The 21,638-nt window shown below is 74.7% G+C and carries 20 protein-coding genes; 8 read left to right on the top strand and 12 right to left on the bottom strand.

Annotated features, from left to right (window positions below; genetic code table 11):
* Positions 1-329: 329 nt before the first annotated feature.
* The 9 genes from rfaE2 to ACZ4V6_RS20910 all read right to left on the bottom strand — a co-directional run bounded on the left by rfaE2 (position 330) and on the right by ACZ4V6_RS20910 (position 10,120).
* A complete protein-coding gene (rfaE2, locus tag ACZ4V6_RS20950; RefSeq protein WP_467829450.1) occupies positions 330-1,712 on the bottom strand; it encodes a D-glycero-beta-D-manno-heptose 1-phosphate adenylyltransferase in 1,383 nt (460 codons plus the stop codon).
* Positions 1,709-2,308: a D-sedoheptulose-7-phosphate isomerase gene (locus tag ACZ4V6_RS20945; RefSeq protein ID WP_467829447.1), complete on the bottom strand. Its 600-nt coding sequence runs from the start codon at positions 2,306-2,308 to the stop codon at positions 1,709-1,711. Before ACZ4V6_RS20945 ends, rfaE2 begins: the two co-directional genes overlap by 4 nt.
* A complete protein-coding gene (locus tag ACZ4V6_RS20940; protein WP_467829445.1) occupies positions 2,308-3,525 on the bottom strand; it encodes a glycosyltransferase in 1,218 nt (405 codons plus the stop codon). Before ACZ4V6_RS20940 ends, ACZ4V6_RS20945 begins: the two co-directional genes overlap by 1 nt.
* Positions 3,522-4,472, bottom strand: a complete 951-nt coding sequence (locus tag ACZ4V6_RS20935) for a glycosyltransferase (protein ID WP_467829442.1) — start codon at positions 4,470-4,472, stop codon at positions 3,522-3,524. The genes ACZ4V6_RS20940 and ACZ4V6_RS20935 overlap by 4 nt, the downstream gene beginning before the upstream one ends.
* On the bottom strand, positions 4,469-5,458 hold the full coding sequence (locus tag ACZ4V6_RS20930; RefSeq protein ID WP_467829440.1) for a glycosyltransferase family 9 protein: 990 nt from the start codon (positions 5,456-5,458) through the stop codon (positions 4,469-4,471). Before ACZ4V6_RS20930 ends, ACZ4V6_RS20935 begins: the two co-directional genes overlap by 4 nt.
* Positions 5,455-6,339 (bottom strand): D-glycero-alpha-D-manno-heptose-1,7-bisphosphate 7-phosphatase, encoded by an 885-nt coding sequence (locus ACZ4V6_RS20925; RefSeq protein ID WP_467829437.1) that lies wholly within the window; start codon positions 6,337-6,339, stop codon positions 5,455-5,457. The genes ACZ4V6_RS20930 and ACZ4V6_RS20925 overlap by 4 nt, the downstream gene beginning before the upstream one ends.
* Positions 6,336-7,355, bottom strand: a complete 1,020-nt coding sequence (locus ACZ4V6_RS20920) for a glycosyltransferase (RefSeq protein ID WP_467829435.1) — start codon at positions 7,353-7,355, stop codon at positions 6,336-6,338. Before ACZ4V6_RS20920 ends, ACZ4V6_RS20925 begins: the two co-directional genes overlap by 4 nt.
* The gene (locus tag ACZ4V6_RS20915; RefSeq protein WP_467829433.1) at positions 7,352-8,992 is read right to left on the bottom strand and encodes a carbamoyltransferase family protein; all 1,641 of its coding nucleotides are present in this window, start codon (positions 8,990-8,992) and stop codon (positions 7,352-7,354) included. Before ACZ4V6_RS20915 ends, ACZ4V6_RS20920 begins: the two co-directional genes overlap by 4 nt.
* A 150-nt stretch (positions 8,993-9,142) precedes the next feature.
* On the bottom strand, positions 9,143-10,120 hold the full coding sequence (locus ACZ4V6_RS20910; RefSeq protein ID WP_467829431.1) for a UDP-glucuronic acid decarboxylase family protein: 978 nt from the start codon (positions 10,118-10,120) through the stop codon (positions 9,143-9,145).
* Positions 10,121-10,249: 129 nt separating this feature from the next.
* Here ACZ4V6_RS20910 and ACZ4V6_RS20905 point away from each other — a divergent pair, with 129 nt between their 5' ends.
* Both ACZ4V6_RS20905 and ACZ4V6_RS20900 read left to right on the top strand, forming a co-directional pair.
* Positions 10,250-11,038 (top strand): polysaccharide deacetylase family protein, encoded by a 789-nt coding sequence (locus ACZ4V6_RS20905; RefSeq protein WP_467829428.1) that lies wholly within the window; start codon positions 10,250-10,252, stop codon positions 11,036-11,038.
* A 118-nt stretch (positions 11,039-11,156) separates the two neighbouring features.
* Positions 11,157-11,597 carry an SRPBCC family protein gene (locus tag ACZ4V6_RS20900; protein ID WP_467829426.1) on the top strand — a complete coding sequence of 147 codons (441 nt, stop codon included), beginning with the start codon at positions 11,157-11,159 and terminating at the stop codon, positions 11,595-11,597.
* 16 nt (positions 11,598-11,613) lie between these two features.
* Here the strand turns inward: ACZ4V6_RS20900 and ACZ4V6_RS20895 are convergent, their stop codons facing one another.
* Complete coding sequence (locus tag ACZ4V6_RS20895) at positions 11,614-12,006, bottom strand: hypothetical protein (protein WP_467829425.1); 393 nt, start codon at positions 12,004-12,006, stop codon at positions 11,614-11,616.
* 103 nt (positions 12,007-12,109) lie between these two features.
* On the opposite strand from ACZ4V6_RS20895, the gene sigJ reads away from it, so the two are divergent.
* On the top strand, positions 12,110-13,096 hold the full coding sequence (sigJ, locus tag ACZ4V6_RS20890; RefSeq protein ID WP_467829423.1) for an RNA polymerase sigma factor SigJ: 987 nt from the start codon (positions 12,110-12,112) through the stop codon (positions 13,094-13,096).
* Between the two features lie 28 nt (positions 13,097-13,124).
* Here the strand turns inward: sigJ and ACZ4V6_RS20885 are convergent, their stop codons facing one another.
* A complete protein-coding gene (locus ACZ4V6_RS20885; RefSeq protein WP_467829420.1) occupies positions 13,125-14,147 on the bottom strand; it encodes a LacI family DNA-binding transcriptional regulator in 1,023 nt (340 codons plus the stop codon).
* Between the two features lie 135 nt (positions 14,148-14,282).
* Between ACZ4V6_RS20885 and ACZ4V6_RS20880 the strand changes: the two genes are divergently transcribed.
* The 5 genes from ACZ4V6_RS20880 (at position 14,283) to ACZ4V6_RS20860 (ending at position 20,453) form a co-directional block, all read left to right on the top strand.
* Positions 14,283-15,587, top strand: coding sequence for an ABC transporter substrate-binding protein (locus tag ACZ4V6_RS20880; protein WP_467829418.1), 1,305 nt, complete (start codon positions 14,283-14,285; stop codon positions 15,585-15,587).
* Between the two features lie 7 nt (positions 15,588-15,594).
* Positions 15,595-16,551, top strand: coding sequence for a carbohydrate ABC transporter permease (locus ACZ4V6_RS20875; protein WP_467829415.1), 957 nt, complete (start codon positions 15,595-15,597; stop codon positions 16,549-16,551).
* Entirely contained in the window at positions 16,548-17,366 is an 819-nt protein-coding gene (locus ACZ4V6_RS20870) for a carbohydrate ABC transporter permease (RefSeq protein WP_467829413.1), read from the top strand. The genes ACZ4V6_RS20875 and ACZ4V6_RS20870 overlap by 4 nt, the downstream gene beginning before the upstream one ends.
* Positions 17,363-19,768: a beta-xylosidase/alpha-l-arabinosidase gene (locus ACZ4V6_RS20865; RefSeq protein WP_467829411.1), complete on the top strand. Its 2,406-nt coding sequence runs from the start codon at positions 17,363-17,365 to the stop codon at positions 19,766-19,768. The genes ACZ4V6_RS20870 and ACZ4V6_RS20865 overlap by 4 nt, the downstream gene beginning before the upstream one ends.
* A gap of 139 nt (positions 19,769-19,907) precedes the next feature.
* Positions 19,908-20,453 (top strand): YciI family protein, encoded by a 546-nt coding sequence (locus tag ACZ4V6_RS20860; protein WP_467829655.1) that lies wholly within the window; start codon positions 19,908-19,910, stop codon positions 20,451-20,453.
* Positions 20,454-20,480: 27 nt separating this feature from the next.
* Here ACZ4V6_RS20860 and ACZ4V6_RS20855 read toward each other — a convergent pair whose 3' ends face one another.
* Positions 20,481-21,632, bottom strand: coding sequence for an XdhC family protein (locus tag ACZ4V6_RS20855; RefSeq protein ID WP_467829408.1), 1,152 nt, complete (start codon positions 21,630-21,632; stop codon positions 20,481-20,483).
* Positions 21,633-21,638: the final 6 nt, after the last annotated feature.

The following is a 21,638-nucleotide window of genomic DNA, read 5'->3' as shown; positions in this document are numbered from 1 at the left end:
GGCCGGCTGCCGACGCGCGACACCGCCACCGGAGGACGGAGCCGCAGGACGTCCGGCCCGCCCCGGCACGGAACCGGCGGACGGCGGATGCACCGGATCCCCCGTCACCGGACCGCCCGCCGACGGCGAAGGCGCGGAACCTCCGGACGGCCGGGACCCCGGACCGGCCGGCTGCCGACGCGCGACACCGCCACCGGAGGACGGAGCCGCAGGACGTCCGGCCCGCCCCGGCACGGAACCGGCGGACGGCGGATGCACCGGGTCCCCCGTCACCGGACCGCCCGCCGACGGAGGCGGGGCGTCGTCCTCGGGGGGCGGGTTCCCGTGGGTCATCGGACGCCCTCCGCCGCGCGGGCCATCAGGGCCGTCGAGGAACGGCCGTCGAGGTAGGGCAGTAGCACCGCCTGGCCGCCCCATTCCTGGAGCAGGGCGGCCTCGGGGAGGTCGGCGCCCGCGTAGTCGCCGCCCTTGACCCACACGTCGGGGCGCAGGTCGCCCAGGAGGCGTTCCGGGGTGTCCTCGTCGAAGACGGCGACCGCGTCGACACAGGCCAGGGCGCGCAGGACGCGGACGCGGTCGGCGAGGGGGTTGACGGGGCGGCCGTCGCCCTTGCGGCGCCGCACCGAGGCGTCGGAGTTGACGCACACCACCAGGCAGTCTCCGAGCCGCCGCGCGGCCTGGAGGAGGCCGACGTGGCCGGCGTGCAGCAGGTCGAAGCAGCCGCCCGCGGCGACGACGGTGCCGTGTTGGGCGCGCACGCGGGCGGCCAGGGCGTGCGGGTCGTCGGTGTCGGGCCGCGGGGCCGGCTCCGGGCCCGGGCCGGCGGGCGGCAGGGCGCCGGCACCGCCCGCCGCGACGAACGCCGTCGCCGCGCTCACCGCGCCCTCGACGGCCTCCCCCACCAGCGCGCCGTCGGCGAGCAGCCCGGCGGCGGTCGCGGCGAACCGGTCGCCCGCCCCGCACGAGTCGCCGTGGTGGGAGGCGGGCGCGGGGACGAGCAGCGGGTGTTCCCCGTACGACAGCAGGGCGCCGCGCGCGCCGAGGGTCACCGTCACCGCGGCCACCCGCCAGTCGCGCACCAGCGCGGCGGCGTGGTGCGCGGCCGCGCGCAGGCCGCCGCCGGCCGCGCCGTCCTGGGGGGCGAAGCCGTGCGCCTCCTTCTCGGCGGGCGTCACCAGCCGGGTGCCGGGCACCGGGGCGCCCCCGCGCGGGTGCGGGTCCCAGACCAGGGGCGGGCGGGCGGCCAGGACGTCCCGCAGGGCGTCCGCCGCGCCGCGGCCGTAGTCGGAGACCAGGACGGCCCGGGCGGAGCGCAGCGCGGTCCGGGCCTCGTCGGTGGCCTCGCGGACCCGGCCGCCGCCGCGGTCGAGGCGGACGACGGGCCGGTCCCGGGCGAGGACGCGGGTCTTCTCGGGCAGCGTGCCGGTCAGCGGCAGCGCGACCAACGTCAGCCACGGGCCGAGCAGTTCGCGCAGGACCCGGCTCGCCGGGTCGTCGCCGACGCCCGCGATCAGCGTGACCTCGCGGCCGTCCCGGGCGGCGAGGTAGGCGGCGAGCGCGGCGCCGCCGGGCCGTACGCGTTCGGCGCACCCGGACACGACCGGCACGGGCGCGTCGGGGGCGAGGCGGTCGGCGGAGCCGGTCAGGTCGCGGTCCAGCAGGGCGTCGCCGACCACCACCAGCGGGGTCCTGTCAGCCGTGCGGCGCGTCACTTCCGCGTCCTCCTGCCCGGCGCGCCCCGGTCCAGGGCGGCGTCGAAGGCCGCGCAGATCATGTGCACGGCGACCAGGTGGATCTCCTGGACGGTGGCCGTCGAGGGGGCGTCCACGCACAGGGACTCGTCGCTGCCCGCCATGAGCGGGTTGGGTTCGCAGCCGGTGAGCGCCCACACCTGCATGCCGATCGCGCGCGCGGCGTCGGCGGCGGACAGCAGGTTGGCGCTGGCGCCGGACGTGGACAGCAGCATCAGCACGTCGCCCTCGCGGCCGTGGGCGCGCACCTGGCGGGCGAACACCTCGTCGACGCCGTAGTCGTTGGCGATGGCGGTGGTGCTGGAGGTGTCGGCGTGCAGGGCGATCGCGGAGAACGGCGGCCGGTCGTCGCGGTAGCGGCCGACGAGTTCGGCGGTCAGGTGCTGGGCCTGGGCGGCGCTGCCGCCGTTGCCCGCGGCCAGCAGCCTGCCGCCGCCGGACAGGACGGCCGCGAGCCGCTCGCCCCAGCCTTCGGTGACGTGCGCGGAGGCGCGGAACGCCCTCAGCGCCTCCTGGAGTTCGTCGCAGTGTCCGACGACGGGCGGGTGCACGGTCATCACGCCACCTCCTTCGACAGGGCGTGGTCGGCGAGCGTCAGGCGGTAGACCTGCTCGGCGCCGTCGGCGACGCGCCGCCACGTGTAGTGCTCGAGGACGCGTTCGCGGCCGGCCGCGCCGTAGCGGCGGCGCAGCTCCTCGTCCGCGAGGAGTTCGCAGGCGGCCTCGGCGATCGCGTCCGGGTCCTGCGGGGCGACGAGGCGGCCCGTGACCCCGTCGGCGACGGAGTCGCGGTGGCCGCCGACGTCGGTGGCGAGGACGGGCACGCCGCAGGCCATGGCCTCCAGCGGGACAATGCCGAAGGGCTCGTAGAGCGGGGTGCACAGCACCAGGTCGGCGCTGCCGAGCAGGGCGGGCATGTCGCGCGGGTCGACCGCGCCGAGCAGCCGGACCCGGTCGGCGACGCCGGCGCGGCGGGCGAGCGCGGTCAGGCGCTGTGCCTCGGGATCGGCGTCCACGGCGTCGGACGGCGGGCCGCCCGCGACGAGCAGTTCGGTGTCGGGGACGTCGGCGAGGGCCTGGATCGCCTGGTCGTAGCCCTTGCGGGGCACCAGCCGGCCGCAGGCCAGCAGGCGGTGCCGCTGCCGCCGGGCGGGGGTGCGGCCGGAGGCGGCGCCGGGGCGGAAGTGCCCGGCGTCGACGCCGCAGGGCACGACGGACACCTGCCGGGGCGGTACGCCCATGTCGCCGAGTTCGACGACCTCGTCGGTGCAGGTGGCCAGCACCCGTTCGCAGGTGCGGCCGATCTGCCGCTCGATGCCGATGCGTTCGTACGGGCTGGTGTCCCGCATGCCCTGGTGGCGCCGCTTGACGGTGCCGAGGGCGTGGAAGGTCTGCACGAGGGGGATGCCGTGCGGTCCGGCGCCGATCTGGGAGGCCATGCCGGACATCCAGAAGTGGGCGTGGACCACGTCGGGCCGCTCGCGGCTCCACGCGCGCGCCAGGTACGCGCCGAAGGTCGGCATGTGCGGGAACAGCTCGTCCTTGGGGAGGACTTCGGCCGGTCCGGCCGGCACGTGCTCGACGATGCCGCCGCCGGGCAGCGGCACCCGGTCGGGCAGGTCCAGCGTGTCACGGCGGGTGTAGACCGTGACGTCGTGGCCGCGCCGGGCCAACTCCTCGGTGAGACGGGCCACGTAGACGTTCTGTCCACCGGCGTCGACGCCGCCGAGCGCGGCGAGGGGGCTCGCGTGCTCGGACACCATGGCGATCCTCATCGGGTCACCTCCTTCAGCAGCCGCTCCCAGTCGTCCAGGAAGCGGGACAGCCCGTAGCGGGACAGGGCCGCCGCACGGGCCGCCTCGCCGACGGTCCGCGCGTGCGGCGGATCGGCGAGGAAGTCGCGTACGGCGTCGGTCAGTACGTCGATGCGGTTGGAGACGACCCCGGCGCCCGGGGGCACGGCCTCGGTCACCTCCGTGGTGGCGAGCGCGACCACGGGCATGCCCAGGTGCATGGCCTCCAGCAGGGACAGGCCCAGCGAGGTCCAGCGCACGGGGTGGACGTAGACGCGGCGGCGGGCCAGCTCGGCGTGCAGGTCGCTCTGGACGACGTCCTGGGTGCGGCAGCGCCCGGGGTCGACGCCGATGTGCTCGGCGAGCGACTCGGTGCGCATGCCGAACACGTCGAGCGGGGCGGCGCGGGCGAACTCGGGCAGCAGGTCGGTGCCGGTGGTGCGGCCGCGCCGGACCGGCTCGTTGACGACGACGGCCGCCCGCTCCAGCTCGCCGGTCCAGCGGTGGCCGGGGTCGACGATGCCGTGCTCGATGACGGTGGTGTCCGTCGGACCGGCGTCCCACATCAGCCGGTTGAAGTGGGTGACGTGGACGAGGGTGACGCCGGGGACGCCGGCGGCGGGGTGGCGGGTGTCGGGCACGTCGCCGCCGGGGGCGTTGTGCTCCAGGTAGACCAGGGGCGGGCGGCGGCCCAGCCACCGGTCGACCAGGGCGAGTTCGTGGGGGCGCTGGAGGATCACGAGGTCGATGTCCTCGTCCCGCAGCTTCTCCGGCGGGACCTCGATCACCGACTCGGGCCAGTCCCAGGTGCGGGCGCGGCCGAGGCCGTCGGGTCCGCGGTCCGGGGTGACCGGGACGAGGTAGGTGTGGGGGCCCTGCACGAAGGCCGTGGTCCACGACCCGTGCACGTGCCAGACGAGGATCCTCATGCCTCCCCCAGGAGTTTCTCGACGGCGGCGGCCACGTCGGTGCCGGTGACGGTGTTCAGGCAGGGGTGGCCGGGGACGGGGCAGTCCCGGGCCCTGCTGTCGGCGCAGGGCGCGTCCTGGTCGCCGAGCAGGATGTGGGGGACGCCGTAGGGCCGCCAGCGCTCGGCCGGTACGACCGGGGCGAACAGGGACACCACGGGGGTGCCGACGGCGGCGGCGAGGTGGGCGGGCGCGGTGTTGCCGGTGACGACGACGCCCGCGCCCGCGAGGACGCCGGCCAGTTCGGGCGCCCCGGTGCGGCCGCCGAGGTCGGTGCCGTGGGCGCCCGCGACGTACGCGGTCAGGTCGCGCTCGTCGGGGCCGCCGGTGACCAGCACGCGGTGCCCGGCGGCGGCCAGTTCGCGCACCGCCTCGGCGCTGCGCCCGGGGCTCCAGGCGCGGGCGGGGACGCTGGCGCCCGGGTGCAGGACGACGTACGGGCCGGGGCCGGTGAGGTCGTCGGCGCAGGGCGGCGGGTGCACCCGCAGGCGCCCGTCGTCGGGCCGCGGGAACCCGGCCGCCTCGGCGAGGCCGAGCGCGGCCTCCGCCTCGTGGGCGTGCGGGGCGCGCCGGTGGCGCAGGTCGAGCAGGGAGCCGGGGTAGTCCGCGCTGTCCGCGGCGATGTACCGGACGCCGGCCAGGCGCAGCACCAGGGCGGTGGGCAGCGGGGACTGGTGGAAGGAGGTGAGGATCAGCGCGGTGTCGGCGTCGATCCGGTCCACGAGGGCGTCGATGTCCTCCCGGCTGACGTCGGGCGGCTCGAACCCGCCCCACGGCGCGTCCCACACCAGGACCTCGTCCACCCCGGGCAGCAGCCGGGCCGCGGGCGCGCCGCGCGGTCCGCACAGCAGGGTGACGTGGTCGGCGCGGGCGGCGACGGCACGCACGGCGGGCCCGGCGAGCAGCACGTCGCCGAAACTGTCGAGCCGGGTGACCAGTGCCTTCATCGCGGCCTCCCGCGGTTGTCGACGGCACGCGGCGCGACGTCGCCGTGGCCGGGGGTGCTCCCGCCGGAGCCGGCGGCCGGGCGGCCGTGGCCGGTGCCGGTGCCGGGTCCGTCCTGTCGCGGGCCGGCGCCGTCCGCGCCGCGGCGTGCGCCGTCCCGGCCCGGGCCGGGCGCGTCCCGGTCCGGCGTGAACCGGGTGCGGCGGCCCCCGGGCCCGGCTGGCCCCTGCGGGACGTCGCCGGGCGCGGGGCGGCCGGCTGCCGCGGGGCCGGCCGGGGCGGGCACGGTGGCTCCCGGGGTGCCGCCGCCCGTGCCGAACGCCGCCCTGACGGGCCGTTCGTCCACCAGGACACGGCCCTTCGGCGGGCCGGCGAGGAGCGCGCGTACGGCGGTCAGGACGTCGGGGGCGACATGGTCCGCGGCGGCCGTCTCCTCGGGCCGGGTCCGGTCGTTCGGGACGAGGATGCCGCGGGCGCCCGCCCGGCGCGCGGCCTCGACGTCGGCGCCGATGTCGCCGATGACGACGCAGTCGGCGGGGGCGGTGCGCAGGCGTCCGGCCGCCCGCAGGACCAGTCCGGGCCGCGGCTTGCGGCAGGGGCAGCCCTCGTCGGGGCCGTGCGGGCAGACCGCCCAGACGTCGAAGGGGCCGATCAGTTCGTCGACGCGCCGGTTGACGCGGCGGACGTCGACGTCGCTGATCAGGCCGCGGGCGACGCCGGACTGGTTGGTGACGACGCCGACGCGGATCCCGTGTGCGCGCAGCAGCGCGACCGCCTCGCGGGCGCCGTCGACGGGCCGGACCCGCTCGGGGTCGCCGTTGTAGGGGACGTCGTGGACGAGGGTGCCGTCGCGGTCGAAGAGCACGGCCTTGACGGGGTTCATGCGGTCACCTCCCGCCACGCGGGGGCGCCGCGGTGCCGCCACAGCCCGCGCAGCCGGTGCCAGGTCGCGGCGGGCGGGATGAGCGCGCTGGTGACCAGCATGGTCGTCACCTCGTCGCGGGTGCGCGGCCCGGGGGCGATGCGAGCCCAGGCGAACTCGGCGGTGCCGGCGGCCCAGCCGAGCCCGGCGAGCGCGGCGGCCCGGGGCCGGCCGGCGACCGCGAGGGCGAGGGCGGCGGCACCGGCGGCGGTGATCGCGACGTGGCGGCGGATGCGCCCTCGGGGCGCCATCGCCTTGGACCACCAGTCGGGGCCGTGCAGGCGCCGCATCAGGGCGTCGTCGGCGTTGCCGCGCTGCTGCTCGAGCGACGCCCAGCGGGAGGCGGGGCGTACGGGGTGGCGGGTGGTGCGGCGGCCCCGCTGGATGCGCCAGCCGGCGTCGAGGACGCGCAGCGCGAGGTCGGCGTCCTCGCGGAAGGCGCGCGGGAAGCGTTCGTCGAAGCCGTGGACCCGCTTGAGCACGTCGGTGCGGTAGGCCATGTCGGCGGTGATCCAGCGGGCCTGCGCGAGCCCGGCGGTGCCGCGCTCCCAGTCGGTGGGGCGGCGTTCGCCGGGCAGGGGGACGGCGATGACGCCCTGGACGGCGCCGGTGTCGGGGGCGGCCTCGGCGAGGTCCTGGACCAGCTGGTCGCACCAGTGCGGGCCCACCTGGACGTCGTCGTCGAGGAAGGCGGTCCACGGCGAGGTGACCGCGCGGATGCCGGTGTTGCGGGCGGCGGCGGGCCCCCGGCCTCCGCTGCGCAGCACGACGGTGCGGGCGCGCAGGTCGCCGAGGACGCTCAGCGGGTGTTCCAGGGCCGCCGGGTCGGCGTCGGGGTCGGGCCGGTCGTCGACGAGGACGATCTCGTCGGGCCCGGGGCCGGTCGCGGCGGCCAGCGCGGCCAGGCAGTCGGCCAGCGTGCCGCGGACGAGCGTGGGGATGACGACGGCGTAGCCGGTCATGGGGGCGCCGGTCATGCGAACGCCTTCCCCCGGCGCACCGCGAACGGGCCGATGGCCAGCAGGTCCACGGGTGCGGAGCCGAAGCACTCCAGCGCGTCGCGCGGGTCGTCGACCATGGGCCGCCCGGCGGTGTTGAGGCTGGTGTTGACGACGACGGGCAGTCCGGTGCGCTTCTCGAAGGACGCCAGCATCCGTGCGACGAGCGGCTCGCGGCGTTCCTCGACGGTCTGGATGCGGGCGGTGCCGTCGACGTGGACGACGGCCGGGATGCGGTCGCGCCAGGCGGGGGCGACGTCGTGCACGAAGAGCATGTACGGGCTCGGGACCGGCCCGGTGAAGATGCCGGCGGCGCGGTCGGCCAGCACCATGGGCGCGACGGGGCGGAACTCCTCGCGGCCCTTGACGTGGTTGAGGCGTTCCAGGTTCTCCGCGCGGCCCGGGTGGGCCAGCAGGGAGCGGTGGCCGAGGGCGCGCGGACCGAACTCGCTGCGGCCCTGGAACCAGGCGACGATCCCGTCCCGGGCGAGTTCCTCGGCGACCGTCTCGGCGATGTCGTCCGGTTCCTCGTAGGGGATCGCGGCGGTCTCCAGCCAGACGCGGATCTCCTCGTCGCTCCAGCCGCGGCCGAGGTCGGCTCCCGGCATCGGCTCGGGGGCGGCGCCCTCCCGGGCGGCGGCCACGTGCAGGGCGCCGCCGAGGGCGGTGCCCGCGTCGCCGGCGGCGGGCTGCACCCACACGTGCCGGTACGGGCCGCGGGCGGCGATCTTCGAGTTGGCGACGCAGTTGAGGGCGACGCCGCCCGCCATCGTCAGGGCCTCTCCCCCGGCCTCGCGGTGCAGCCAGTGGACGAGGTCGAGGAGCAGTTCCTCCAGCACGGCCTGGGTGCTCGCGGCGAGGTCCGCGTGGTCCTTCGTCCAGTCCTCGCCCTCGGCGCGGGCGGGGGCGAGGGCCGCCCAGTCGACGCCGTGGGCGCGGAAGCCGCCGTCGCCGGTGGCGTGGACGTGCTCGCGCAGCCGGTCCAGGTGGCGGGGGGTGCCGTAGGAGGCGAGGGCCATCACCTTGTACTCGTCGCTGCTGCGCAGGAAGCCGAGGTGCTCGGTCAGTTCCTCGTAGACCAGGCCCAGCGAGTGCGGGAGCGCCTGGGTGGCGAGGGTGTCGAGCTTGCCGTCGCGGTAGCGGCCGGCCAGGTGGGAGGCGCACTCGCCGCGTCCGTCGAGGACGAGGACGTCGTTGTCGGGGTGCGGTGAGGCCGGTCCGGCGGAGGCGGCGTGCGCCACGTGGTGCGGGACGAAGACGACCTGGTCGGGGTCGAGCCCGGGCAGCGCGTCGGCGAGGAACCGGGGGGCGCGGCGGGCGTATTCCAGGCGCAGCGGGTCCCAGGGGTCGTCCAGGCCCATGTCGCGGGCGGGCCGGGCGAGCCGGGGGTCGAAGGAGTACGCGACGGCGTCGAGTTCCTCGGGCCGCACCCCCGCGTGTTCCAGGCACCACCGCGCCGACAGCTCCGGGACCTCCCACGCGGAGAACGGGACGGGCCGCTTGCCGTGCTTGCGGCGGCTGAAGCGCTCTTCCTCGGCGGCCGCAACGGTCCGGCCGTCGACGACGAGCGCGGCGGCCGGGTCGTGGAACAGGGCGTTGATACCGAGGATGCGCATGGGGTGTGCTCCGTCCCGGGGGACTGCTGGGGCTGTCTGGGCTCGCGGGTGCCGCGGTGCTGTCGACTCAAACACTTAAAGACAACTCAATTCCGGAAATGAGTCGACTTGTCACGTTTTGTGATGCCGTGCGGTCACCCCGCCGGAGGCCTACGCGGCGGCGGAGTGCGCGAACCAGCCGATGGTCCGTTCCAGTCCCTCGCTCCAGCCGACCCGTGGCCACCAGCCGAGTCGCTCCCGGGCCAGGGTGGTGTCGGGCCTGCGCCGGCCCGGGTCGTCGACGGGCCGTTCGACGAAGCGGATGCGGGAGCCGGAGCCGGTGAGGCCGACGATGCGCCGGGCCAGTTCCAGCACGGTGATCTCGTCGGAGCCGCCGATGTTCACGGGGCCGCTCTCGCCGGAGGCGGCCAGGGCGAGGACGCCGTCGACGGTGTCGTCGACGTAGCACAGGGAGCGGGTCTGGCCGCCGTCGCCGGCGACGGTGAGGGGCACGCCGTCCAGGGCCTGCGCGATGAAGGTCGGCACGGCGCGGCCGTCACCGGTGCGCATCCGGGGGCCGTACGTGTTGAAGATGCGGACGATGGCGGTGTCGGTGCCGTGCACCTGGCGGTGGGCGGTGACCAGGGCCTCGGCGAAGCGCTTGGACTCGTCGTAGACGCTGCGCGGGCCGATCGGGTTGACGTTGCCCCAGTAGCTCTCGCGCTGCGGGTGCTCGAGGGGGTCGCCGTAGACCTCGGAGGTGGAGGCGAGCAGGAAGCGGGCGCCGTCGGCGCGGGCCCGTTCCAGGGCGTTGCGGGTGCCGGTGCTGCCGACGTCGAGGGTCTGGAGGGGCAGCCTGAGGTAGTCGGCGGGCGAGGCCGGGCAGGCGAAGTGCAGGACGAGGTCGAAGCGGCCGGGCAGGCCGCGCAGGGCCGCCGGGTCGGTCGCGTCGGCCCGGACGAACCGGAAGCCGCGGTGCCGTTCCAGGTCGGCCACGTTGCTCCGGGAGCCGGTGGCCAGGTTGTCGAGGCAGACGACGTCGGCGCCGGCCTCCAGCAGCCGGCCGCACAGGTGGGATCCCACGAACCCGGCTCCGCCGGTCACCAGGGCCCGGCGCCAGACGCGTCCGCCCACGGGACTCTCGCTCACGGGTCTCTCCTCACTCTCGCCGACACATACGTGCCGGCTGAGTAACCCGGACAAAGCGCCCACTACCTCGAACAAACGGACGAGGGAGCACTATACACTGCATATATACTCGCTGTGTATAGTCCTCGCATGCCTTCGCTGACCAGCAAGATGACGAAAACGGGGAACAGGTTGCGCGGAGCCGCGATTCTCGCGGCGGCCGCCTCGCTGACACTGGCGCTGAGCGGCTGCACGAAGCTCGAGACGAGCTCGCCCAGCTCCGTCCGGGGCGCGGCCGGCGCCCAGGCACGGGCGGCCGGGTTCGGCACCGTCGACTGCCGCAGGGCCAAGTGCATCGCCCTGACCTTCGACGCCGGGCCGAGCGAGCACTCCGCCCGGCTGCTCGACATACTCAAGGACAAGCAGGTCCCAGCGACCTTCTTCCTGCTCGGCAAGCGGCACATCGACACGTATCCGGACCTGGTCGAGCGCATGGCCGCCGAGGGGCACGAGGTGGCCAACCACACCTGGACGCACAAGATCCTCACGGACGCCGGTCCGGACGAGATACGCGAGGAGCTGGAGCGCCCGAACAAGGAGATAGAGCGCCTGACCGGGCAGCGCCCCACGCTGATGCGTCCGCCGCAGGGCCGCACCGACGACACGGTGCACGACATCTCCCGCGAGCTGGGCCTGGCGGAGGTGCTGTGGACCGTGACCGCCAAGGACTACACGACGGACGACTCCGACCTGATCACGAAGCGCGTCCTGGAGCAGTCGTCGCGGGACGGCATCATCCTGCTGCACGACATCTACGACGGCACCGTCCCCGCCGTCCCCGGCATCATCGACGCGCTCAAGCAGCGGGGCTACGTCTTCGTGACGGTGCCGCAGCTGCTGGCACCGGGGAAGGCGGAGCCGGGCGAGGTGTACCGCTAGGCACCGTCGCCGAACCCCCGCCGTCCGCCCGGAGGGCGGGCCTCGCGGCGTCGGGCACGCGCCCTCGGCGTGCCGGGCCCCGGCCCTCGTCACCGCTCCGCCCGCCTACGATCGTGACGTGGCCACCTTCTCGCTCGAACGCACCGCCCCCCTCTCCCCGGACGAGGCATGGCGGCGGCTCACCGCCTGGCACCGGCACGGCGACGCGGTACCGCTGACCCGGGTCACCGTGCCCACTCCCCCGCCCACGGCCGTGGGCACCCTGGTCGTCGCCCGCACGGGAGTCGGCCCCCTCGCCTTCGACGACACCATGGAGGTGACCGTCTGGGAGCCGCCGGAGGACGGCGCGCCCGGCCGGTGCCGGCTGGACAAGCGGGGCCGGCTGGTCGGCGGGTGGGCCGAGATCGAGGTCCGGCCGGGCCCCGGCGGCCGGGCGCGTGTCGTCTGGCGCGAGGAGCTGCGCGTCCGCCCGCTGCCGTCCCTCTTCGACGGCGCGCTGGAACGGTCGGGCCGCTACGTGTTCGGACGGGCGGTGAACCGGCTGCTGCGGCGCCCCTGAGCGGCCCCGCCGGACCTCAGCGCCGGATCCCGGGCCGGGCCAGGTCCAGCAGGCTCAGGCCGAACATCAGGACGCCCAGGGGGAGGTGGACCGACGGGACGTGCGCGATGCCGAGCACGACCTGGACCGAGGCGAGGACGAGGAAGCCCGAGGCGTGCCAGAGGGGGCGTACCGGGCCGCCGCCCGGCTTCCACGCCAGCACCGCCGCGAGCACGTACAGCATCGACGCCCCGTACATCACCCGGGCCCCGGCACCGTGCAGCGTCTCCCCGTAGGACGAGGTCAGCAACAGGCCCGCGGAGACCGCCTGGAGGAAGACGGTCAGGGTCTGCAGGGCGATCGCGGCCCGCAGGAACGAGGCGGTGCGCCGCGTGTTCGCCGTCGTCGTCGCCGTCACCTGAGTGGTCATGTGGCACTCCTCTTTTCCCGCCCTCGGGCAGTGGATCGGTAAGGTCTCGTCAGTCCGACGACGCGGGCCCGCGAAAGGTAAGGCGAGGGGGGCGGCCGGAATCATGGGGACTGTCGGGACCGGCGCGGACGGGACGGCGGGCGAGCGGCGTCGGCTGATCAACGTCGCCTACCGGCTGCTCGGTTCGGTGACCGAGGCCGAGGACGCCGTGCAGGACGCCTACGCGCGCTGGTACGGGCTGCCACCGGGCCGGCGGGAGGAGGTCCTCTCCCCCGGCGCCTGGCTGACGACGGTGACCAGCCGCATCTGCCTGGACCGGCTCGGCTCGGCCCGGGCCCGCCGGGAGCGCTACGTCGGCGCCTGGCTGCCCGAGCCGCTGCCCGACCGCACCGAGTGGGGCCGCGCGGTCGGCGCCGGCTCCCCGGACCGTGCCGATCCCGCCGACCAGATCGTCGTGGACGAGTCGGTGACCATGGCCTTCCTCGTCGTCCTGGAGTCGATGACGCCGGCCGAGCGGGTGGCGTTCGTCCTGCACGACGTCTTCCGGTACCCGTTCGCCGAGATCGCCGACGTCCTCGGCCGGACCCCCGCGGCCTGCAAGCAGCTGGCGGCCTCCGCCCGCCGGCGGGCGGGCGCCGCGCGCGCCCCGGCGACGGCGACCGGCCGGGCCGACGTGGTGCGGCACGTCAAGGAGGCGTGGCGGACCCAGGACATCGCGGCGCTCGTCGGTCTCCTGGACCCGGCCGCCGTGATGGCCGCCGACGGCGGCGGCGTGGTCAGCACCGCCCTGCGTCCGGTCCAGGGCGCCGCGCGCATCGCCCGGTACATGGCCGCCATCGCCGACAGGGCGCCGGATCTCGAGCTCCTGGAGCGGTCGGTCAGCGGTGCGCCCGGTCTGGTGGCCCTGCGGGCCGGCGTCGTCGTGACCGTGGCCGCGTTCGACGTCCGCGACGGGCACGTCAGCCGGATCTGGGTGGTCCGCAACCCGGAGAAGCTGCGGTGCTGGGTACGGGAGGAGGACCCGCGCCCGCCCGCCCGGCGGAGCACGCAGCCGCCGCCGGGAGAGGCACGCGGGACACGGGGCGCGTGAGGGCGCCCCGCACCCCGCGCACCCGTCGTCAGCCCCGCGCCGGTGGTGCGGTGCTCTGGCGGACCACCAGGTGGGTGGCGAGTTCGATGCGCGGGGCGCTCCTCGCCGGGCCCCCGGGGCGCAGCAGCATCCGGGCCGCCTCCTCCGCCATGCGCTGGAGCGGCTGCTGAACGGTCGTCAGCGGGGGGCTGGACCACTGGGCGAGCGGCACGTCGTCGTAACCCACCACCGACAGCTCGCCGGGGACGCTGATGCCGAGCACCCGTGCCGCCTCCAGGACGCCCAGTGCCTGCAGGTCGCTGCCGGCGAAGACCGCCGTCGGCCGGTCCGGCCGCCGCAGCAGGTCCATGGCGTGCTCGAAGCCGCCCTGCACGTGGAAGTCGCCGAACCGGACCAGGCCGGGGCCCGCGTCGAGGTCCGCCGTCGCCAGCGCCGAGCGGTACCCGTCCAGTCGGGCCAGCGAGCACATCATGTCCTCGGGGCCGGTGACGATCGCGATGCGCCGGTGCCCCAGGCCGACGAGGTGGCGGGTGGCGGCCAGTCCGCCGGCCCAGTTGGCGGATCCGACGGACGGGACGTCGGGGTCGGGGTCGCCGGCCGGGTCCACGATGACGAACGGGACGGCCCGCGACGCCAGTCGCCGCTTCACCTCCTCGGGCAGGGTGGAGAAGACCAGCAGCACGCCCAGCGGACGGCGGCGCAGCACGCCCTCGATCCACTCGGGTCCGGGTGCGTGCCGGGTCCCGCTCTCGGTGACCGCGACGGTCGCGTTGCTCTGCTTCGCGACGTTCTCCACACCGCGGATGAGCTCCATCGCCCAGACGCTCTCCAGTTCGTGGAAGACGATCTCGATGAGGGGCGCCCTGGGCGGGCCCTGCGTACGGCGGCGGTAGCCGTGGACCTCGAGAAGGTGCTCGACCTTGGCCCGGGTGGCACGGGAGACATCCGAACGACCGTTGAGCACCTTCGAAACTGTCGGAAGCGAAACACCGACCTCTCGGGCCACGGCCGCCAGGGTCACCCTGGGCCCCACCCCGTCTTCTTCGTGCATGGCCGCAGCATAGGCCACACCGGGGCCGTAACGGTTTGACCGCGTGCGTGCACGACCGTTGACCGGCTCTTCCCTTTGCGCCTACTGTCCAGCCGCAGGACTTTCGGTGCTTTCACCGAAACTTTCGGAAGGCTGATGAGCATGCGTACACGGTTGGCCCGGGCGATCGCCTGCGGCGCGACGCTCGTCCTGGCGGCAAGCCTCGCCGCCTGCGGGAACGGCGGCGGTGGGGGGTCCTCGGACGACGGCAGCATCCATGTGCTGGTCTACGGCGACGCCACCAACAAGGTCGAGAAGCAGATCGTCGACACCTTCAACAAGACGTCGGACGTCAAGGTCGTCCTCGACACCATCCCCGGCGCCGACTACCAGCAGAAGCTGCAGACGATCATCAACACGCCGCAGGCACCGGACGTCTTCTTCAACTGGGGCGGCGGCAGCATCCGGCCGTTCGTCGAGGCGGACCTGCTGATGCCGCTGGACGACTTCGTCGCCAAGGACCGGAACCTCAAGGACAAGTTCCTGCCCAACGTCGTCGACAGCGCGGTGATCGACGGCAAGACGTACGGCGTTCCGATGCGCGGCACCCAGCCGGTCCTGCTGTTCCACAACAAGAACGTGCTCGACGAGGCGGGCGTGAAGCCGCCCGGCACCTGGGACCAGCTGCTCGACGCCGTGAAGAAGCTCAAGTCCGACGGCGTCACCCCCATCGCCCTCGGCGGCGGCGACCAGTGGACGACGATGATGTGGTTCGAGTACCTCTACGACCGCGTCGCCGGGCCGGATCTGTTCAAGAAGGCCCTCGCCGGCGACAAGGACGCCTGGGCGAGCGCGGACAGCAGGAAGGCGCTCGGTATGCTCCGCGAACTCGTCGACGCCGGTGCCTTCGGCAGCAACTACGACTCGGTGAAGTACACCAACGGCGGCACCCCGGCGCTGATCGCCTCGGGCAAGGCCGGCTTCGAGCTGATGGGCTCCTGGTACTACGCGCAGCAGCTGAACGACGCGAAGGAGTTCGCCGCCGACGGCCTGGGCTACGGCCCGTTCCCCACCGTCGCGGGCGGCAAGGGCGACCCCTCCGACGTCGTCGGCAACACCAACAACTTCTACTCGGTGCTGAAGAAGACCAAGCACCCCGAGGCCGTCGCCGAGTTCCTGAAGCTCATGTACTCCGACGAGTTCGTCAAGGCGCAGCTCGCCATCGGCAACCTGCCGACCACCACCAACACCCCGCAGTTCCTCGACACGTCGACCAGCCCCGAGTACGCGCGTTTCCAGTACGACCTCGTGGCCGGGGCCGAGAACTTCCAGCTCTCGTGGGACCAGGCCTACACACCGGCCGCCATGACGCCCATCTACCAGGCCGTCCAGCAGTTCTTCAACGGACAGCTCGACGAGGACGGCTTCATCAAGGCCATGCAGGCCCTCCCGACCGAGTGAACGGCTCATGACCACTGAGACCACGAGCGTTCCGGCCGCCGCCCCGACCCCCGCAAAGGTCCGGCGGCGGCCGGAAGGCCCCTACACCGCCCACGGCACGCGCCCGAGTTTCCTCTGGGCGCTGCCCGCCACCGTGTTCTTCGCCCTCTTCGCCATCGCCCCGCTGATCATGGTGGCGGTGCTGTCCTTCATGAGCTGGAACGGCCTGGGCTCACCCGAGTTCGTCGGGCTGGACAACTGGAACCGCATCCTCGACGACCCGGTGATGGTCAAGAGCATCTGGCTCACCCTGCTGCTCACCGCGCTGGGCGTGGCGCTCCAGACGCCGCTGAGCATCGTGCTCGGCGTGTGGGCCGCCGGACCGCAGCGCAACCGCGCCGTGCTGTCGGTGATCTACTTCGTGCCGCTGCTGCTGTCCGCCACCGCCGTGTCGGTGCTCTGGCGGGCGCTGCTCGACCCGAACTTCGGCATTCCCGCCCGGCTGACCTGGCTGTTCGGGGACGGCAACCTGTTCGGTGAACAGGCCACGGCCATCGGCGTGCTGGCCTTCGTGAGCACCTGGCAGTTCACCCCGTTCCACACGCTGATCTACCAGGGTGCCGCGCGGGCCGTCCCGCAGGTGCTGTACCAGGCGGCGGCCATCGACGGGGCGGGGCGCTACCGCCAGTTCTTCCACATCACCCTGCCGCAGCTGCGCACCTCGGTGATCACCTCGATGATCCTGATGATCGTCGGAGGGCTCACCACCTTCGAGACGGTGCTCATCCTCACCCAGGGCGGACCGGGCACCGACACCACGATCAGCGCCTACTACATGTACCAGAAGGCCTTCAAGGGCTTCGACTTCGGCGCCGGCTCGGCCGTCGCCCTGTGCCTGGTCGTCGCGGCCACGGTCGTCTCGCTGATCGTGGTCCGCGTCTCCGGCTACGACAAGATGCGCAGCACCATGGAGGGGGTCTCATGAGGCGGCGCCCCAACTACCTGGCCGGAGCGGGCTCGATCGTCTGGCTGGTCCTGGTGGGCCTGCCGCTGTACGTCATGCTCGCGGCGACCCTGCGCACCCGGCAGGACTACGCGAAGAACGGCCCGCTGTCCTTCCCCGACGCCCTCACCCTCGACAACTACACGAACGCCTTCGACTCGGGCTTCGGCCAGTACTTCCTCAACACCGTCGTCGTCACCGTCTGCGTCGTCGGCGTGGTGCTGCTGCTGGTGCCGCCGCTGGCCTACGCGATCGTCCGCAACCGCAGCCGGGTCACCTCGCAGATCTTCCGGCTGTTCCTGCTGGGCCTCGCCATCCCCGCCCAGGCCGTCATCGTCCCGATGTTCTACCTGATCAGCGAGGCCGGCCTGTACGACAACCTCCTCGGCGTCGTCCTGCCCACGGCGGCGTTCTGCCTGCCGATGTCGGCGCTCATCCTCTCCGGGGCCATGCGCGACATCTCCCCGGAGCTGTTCGAGGCGATGACGATGGACGGGGCGAGCCCGAGGCGGATGTTCTTCCAGCTCGTCGTTCCGCTCTCGCGCGGGGGTCTGTCCACCATCGTGGTGTTCTCCGCGCTCCAGGCCTGGAACGGCTTCCTGTTCCCGCTGGTCCTGACCCAGTCCGACTCGACCAAGGTCGTCACCCTGGGTCTGTACGACTTCCAGACCGAGCACGGCATCGACATCCCCGGCCTGCTGGGGGCCGTGACGCTGTCGATGGTGCCCGTGCTGCTCGTCTACCTGTTCGCACGCCGGGCCCTGGTCCAGGGCCTGATGGGCGTGGGAGGAAAGTGACCGTCAACGTGGCCGAAGAGCCCAACCGCGACCTGCCCCTGTGGAACGACCCCGCCCAGGACACCGGCACCCGTGTCTCCGCGCTCGTCGACGCGATGAGCCTCGAGGAGAAGATCGCCCAACTGTACGGCGTGTGGGTCGGCGCCTCCGACGAGGGCGGCGAGGTCGCCCCGCACCAGCACGACATGGAGGAGAAGGTCGACCTCGACGCCCTCCTGCCGGCCGGTCTGGGGCAGCTGACCCGTCCCTTCGGCACGGCCCCCGTCGATCCCGCGCTCGGCGCGCTGTCCCTGCTGCGCACGCAGACCCGGATCACCGCGGCGAACCGCTTCGGGATCCCCGCGCTGGCGCACGAGGAGTGCCTGGCCGGATTCGCCGCCTGGGGCGCCACCGCCTACCCGGTGCCCCTGTCCTGGGGCGCCACCTTCGATCCCGCCCTGATCCGCCGGATGGCCGCCGCCATCGGCCGCGACATGCGCTCCGTCGGCGTCCACCAGGGCCTCGCGCCCGTCCTGGACGTGGTGCGCGACGCCCGCTGGGGCCGCGTCGAGGAGACCATCGGCGAGGACCCCTACCTCGTCGGCAGCATCGGCACCGCCTACGTGCAGGGCCTGCAGTCCGCGGGCGTCGTCGCCACCCTCAAGCACTTCGCCGGTTACTCCGCCTCCCGCGCCGGCCGCAACCTGGCGCCCGTCGGCATGGGCCCGCGCGAGCGGGCGGACGTGCTCCTGCCGCCGTTCGAGATGGCCCTGCGCGAGGGCGGTGCGGGCTCCGTCATGCACGCCTACACCGACACCGACGGGGTTCCCTCGGCGGCCGACGAGGAGCTCCTCACCGGGCTGCTGCGCGACACGTGGGGCTTCGACGGCACGGTCGTCGCCGACTACTTCGGCATCGCCTTCCTCAAGGTCCTGCACGGGATCGCCGGGGACTGGGCCGGGGCGGCGGACGCGGCCCTGCGCGCGGGGGTCGACGTGGAGCTGCCCACCGTCAAGACGTTCGGGGCGCCCCTCGCCGACGCCGTCGCCGCGGGCCGGACGCCCGAGGCGCTGATCGACCGCGCCCTGCGCCGCGTGCTCACCCAGAAGGTGCGCCTCGGCCTGCTCGACCCCGGCTGGGACCCGGTCCCGGACGCGCTGCGGGGGGCCGACCTGGACGATCCGGACGCGCTGCGCGGCACCGTGGACCTGGACTCCCCCGCCAACCGGGAGCTGGCCCGGGCCGTCGCCGACGAGGCGGTCGTGCTGCTCACCAACGACGGCACGCTGCCGCTGGACGGGCCGCGCCGCATCGCGCTGATCGGCCCGAACGCCGCCGAGCCGACGGCCGTGCTCGGCTGCTACTCCTTCCCCCAGCACGTCGGCGTGCTTCATCCGCAGACGCCCGTGGGCATCGACCTGCCCACGCTGCACGACGCGCTGCGGGCCGAGTTCCCCGACGCGGAGCTGACCACGGCACGCGGCACGGGCGTCGACGACGGTGACGTGAGCGGCCTGGCGGAGGCCGTCTCCACCGCGCGGGAGGCCGACGTCGTCGTGGTGGCCCTCGGCGACCGGGCGGGCCTGTTCGGGCGCGGCACCAGCGGTGAGGGCTGCGACACCGAGTCGCTGGCCCTGCCGGGGGCCCAGCAGGAGCTGCTCGACGCGCTGCTCGACACGGGCAGGCCGGTGGTGGTGGTCATGCTCGCCGGCCGGCCCTACGCGCTCGGCCGGGCCGTGGACGAGGCCGCCGCGATCGTGCAGTCCTTCTTCCCCGGCTCCGAGGGGACCGGTGCCGTCGCCGGTGTGCTCAGCGGCCGTACCGGCCCGTCCGGGCGGCTGCCCGTCAGCGTGCCGCGCGGCCCGGGCGCCCAGCCCGCCACGTACCTGGCCGCCCGGCTCGCGCAGGCCAGCGACGTCTCCAGCATCGACCCCACCGCGGCGTTCCCGTTCGGGCACGGCCTGTCGTACACGTCCTTCGAGTGGAGCGACCTCGTGGTGGACAGGCCCGAGACGGACACCGCGGGCGAGTGCTCCCTCGCCTTCACCGTGCGCAACACCGGGGAACGGCACGGCACCGAGGTGGTCCAGCTCTACCTGCACGACCCCGTCGCCTCCGTCGTCCAGCCGGTGCAGCGCCTCGTCGGCTACACCAGGGTCGCGCTGGAGGCGGGCGAGTCCCGCCGTCTGCGCGTGAGCGTCCCGGCCGACGTCGCCTCGTTCACCGGCCGCGACGGGCGGCGGGTGGTCGAACCGGGCGAGCTGCGGCTGCGGCTGGCGGCCTCGAGCGCCGACGTGCGCCTGACGGCGACGGTCACCCTGACCGGCCCGGAGCGCCGGCTGGACCACACCCGGCGCTTCCACGCCCGTTTCGAGGAGGAGGCCGGCCGGGACGCGGGGACGGGGGCGCGGACCGCCGCCTGAGCCGGGTCCGGCATGGCGTGGCCCGCGTCCCCGTCGGGACGCGGGCCCCGGCGTGGCGGACCGGTCGTGCCCCGCACGGCGCGGTCGTCGCCGGAAAAGCCCTTGAGGCACCGCCGCGTGTCGGCGAGGGTCGGTGACCATGGAGTTCTTCTGCTACCACCGCGATCGCCCCGGCTCCCTCGCTCTGCGTGAGGAGCTGACGGAGGCCCACTGGGCGTACATGGACGGATTCGCCGCGCAGCTGATCGCCCGGGGGCCCACCTTCGCGGACGACGGGAAGACGCCCACCGGCAGCGTGCACATCGTCGACCTGCCGGGTCCCGCGGCCGCCCGCGCGTTCGCCTTCGACGAGCCCAACCACCGGGCGGGCGTCTACCGGGACGTGCTGCTGCGCCGGTGGCGCAACGTGCTCGGACGCACGATGTGGGACTTCCCCGGCGGCCGTGGCGGCGGCGACCTCCACCTGGTGCTCGGCCTGGGCTCGGGAGAGCCGGCCGACCTCGATCCGGCCGGCCGGGACGAGCTCGTCGCCTACGGCCCCCTGCTGTCCGACGACGGCACCGCCTGGCTGGGCACGGCGGCACTGCTGCGGGCTGCGGACCCGGACGCGGCACGCGCGGTCCTGACCCCGGGCCGTTACGCCGCCGTCGAGGTCCACGACTGGGAGTTCGGCGGACGACGGTGACCGTGCCGGCCCCCGGGGGCGGGACGCTCAGGCCACGGAGCCGATCCGTCCGCCGGGGGCCGGGGTGCCGTCGTGGTGGATCGGGGTGTGCGCGCCGGTCAGCGGGGCGCCGCTGCCGCCGCGCCGGGCGGCGACGATCTCCGCCGCGATCGACAGGGCCGTCTCCTCGGGCGTACGGGCGCCGAGGTCCAGGCCGATGGGCGACCTGAGCCGGGCCAGCTCCGGATCCGTGACGCCGGCCTCGCGCAGGCGCTCGTTGCGGTCCAGGTGGGTGCGGCGGGAGCCCATCGCGCCGACGTACGCGACGGGCAGGCGCAGGGCCAGTTCGAGGAGCGGCACGTCGAACTTGGCCTCGTGGGTCAGGACGCACAGCACCGTGCGGGCGTCGACGTCCGTGCGCTCCAGGTACGCGTGGGGCCACTCGGCCACGACCTCGTCGGCCTCCGGGAAGCGGGCCCGCGTCGCGAAGACGGGGCGCGCGTCGCACACCGTCACGTGGTAGCCGAGGAACTTGCCGGCGCGCGCCAGTGCCGCGGCGAAGTCGATCGCACCGAAGACGATCATGCGGGGGGCCGGGGCGGAGGTCTCGACCAGCAGCGTCAGCGGTGCTCCGCACCGCGAGCCCCGCTCTCCGACCTCCATCGTGCCCGTGCGGCCCGCGTCCAGGAAGGCGCCCGCCTCGGCGGCCACCGTGCGGTCCAGTCCGGGGCCGGCACCGAAGCCGCCGGTGCGGGAGCCGTCCGGGCCGACGGCCAGAGCACGGCCCACCAGCTCCGCCGGGCCGCTCACGATCCGCGCCAGCGCCGTCGCCCCGCCCCGCGCGGCGGAGGCGAGAGCGGCGGCGACGGCCGGGCGGGCGGGGTCGTCCGCCCGTACCGGCGTGACGAGGACGTCGATGACTCCGCCGCAGGTCAGACCCACGGCGAAGGCGTCCTCGTCGCTGTGGCCGAAGCGCTCCCGGACGACCCGGCCGTCCCGGAGCGCCTGCCGGCACAGCTCGTAGACGGCCCCCTCCACACAGCCGCCGGAGACCGAGCCGATCACCGCGCCCCCGGCGTCCACCGCGAGGGCGGCGCCGGGCGGACGGGGGGCGCTGCCGCCGACGGCCACGACGGTGGCCACGGCGACGTCGCGTCCCTGCTCGACCCACCGGTGCAGCTCTTCGGCGATGTCCAGCATGATCGG

It is taken from the genome of Streptomyces sp. NPDC029152 (assembly GCF_055564355.1).
Note: the sequence above shows the minus strand (reverse complement) of the source record. Positions and strands in the feature narration are given on the sequence as shown.

What these genes read in the sequence shown, in the direction of transcription:
- ACZ4V6_RS20930 (WP_467829440.1), bottom strand. Translation starts at nt 5,458, where the DNA reads ATGAAGGCACTGGTCACCCGGCTCGACAGTTTCGGCGACGTGCTGCTC.
- ACZ4V6_RS20905 (WP_467829428.1), top strand. Translation starts at nt 10,250, where the DNA reads ATGCCTTCGCTGACCAGCAAGATGACGAAAACGGGGAACAGGTTGCGC.
- ACZ4V6_RS20915 (WP_467829433.1), bottom strand. Translation starts at nt 8,992, where the DNA reads ATGCGCATCCTCGGTATCAACGCCCTGTTCCACGACCCGGCCGCCGCG.
- ACZ4V6_RS20895 (WP_467829425.1), bottom strand. Translation starts at nt 12,006, where the DNA reads ATGACCACTCAGGTGACGGCGACGACGACGGCGAACACGCGGCGCACC.
- ACZ4V6_RS20855 (WP_467829408.1), bottom strand. Translation starts at nt 21,632, where the DNA reads ATGCTGGACATCGCCGAAGAGCTGCACCGGTGGGTCGAGCAGGGACGC.
- ACZ4V6_RS20935 (WP_467829442.1), bottom strand. Translation starts at nt 4,472, where the DNA reads ATGAGGATCCTCGTCTGGCACGTGCACGGGTCGTGGACCACGGCCTTC.
- sigJ (WP_467829423.1), top strand. Translation starts at nt 12,110, where the DNA reads ATGGGGACTGTCGGGACCGGCGCGGACGGGACGGCGGGCGAGCGGCGT.
- ACZ4V6_RS20870 (WP_467829413.1), top strand. Translation starts at nt 16,548, where the DNA reads ATGAGGCGGCGCCCCAACTACCTGGCCGGAGCGGGCTCGATCGTCTGG.
- ACZ4V6_RS20940 (WP_467829445.1), bottom strand. Translation starts at nt 3,525, where the DNA reads ATGAGGATCGCCATGGTGTCCGAGCACGCGAGCCCCCTCGCCGCGCTC.
- ACZ4V6_RS20875 (WP_467829415.1), top strand. Translation starts at nt 15,595, where the DNA reads ATGACCACTGAGACCACGAGCGTTCCGGCCGCCGCCCCGACCCCCGCA.
- ACZ4V6_RS20860 (WP_467829655.1), top strand. Translation starts at nt 19,908, where the DNA reads ATGGAGTTCTTCTGCTACCACCGCGATCGCCCCGGCTCCCTCGCTCTG.
- ACZ4V6_RS20945 (WP_467829447.1), bottom strand. Translation starts at nt 2,308, where the DNA reads ATGACCGTGCACCCGCCCGTCGTCGGACACTGCGACGAACTCCAGGAG.
- ACZ4V6_RS20885 (WP_467829420.1), bottom strand. Translation starts at nt 14,147, where the DNA reads ATGCACGAAGAAGACGGGGTGGGGCCCAGGGTGACCCTGGCGGCCGTG.
- ACZ4V6_RS20920 (WP_467829435.1), bottom strand. Translation starts at nt 7,355, where the DNA reads ATGACCGGCGCCCCCATGACCGGCTACGCCGTCGTCATCCCCACGCTC.
- ACZ4V6_RS20880 (WP_467829418.1), top strand. Translation starts at nt 14,283, where the DNA reads ATGAGCATGCGTACACGGTTGGCCCGGGCGATCGCCTGCGGCGCGACG.
- ACZ4V6_RS20925 (WP_467829437.1), bottom strand. Translation starts at nt 6,339, where the DNA reads ATGAACCCCGTCAAGGCCGTGCTCTTCGACCGCGACGGCACCCTCGTC.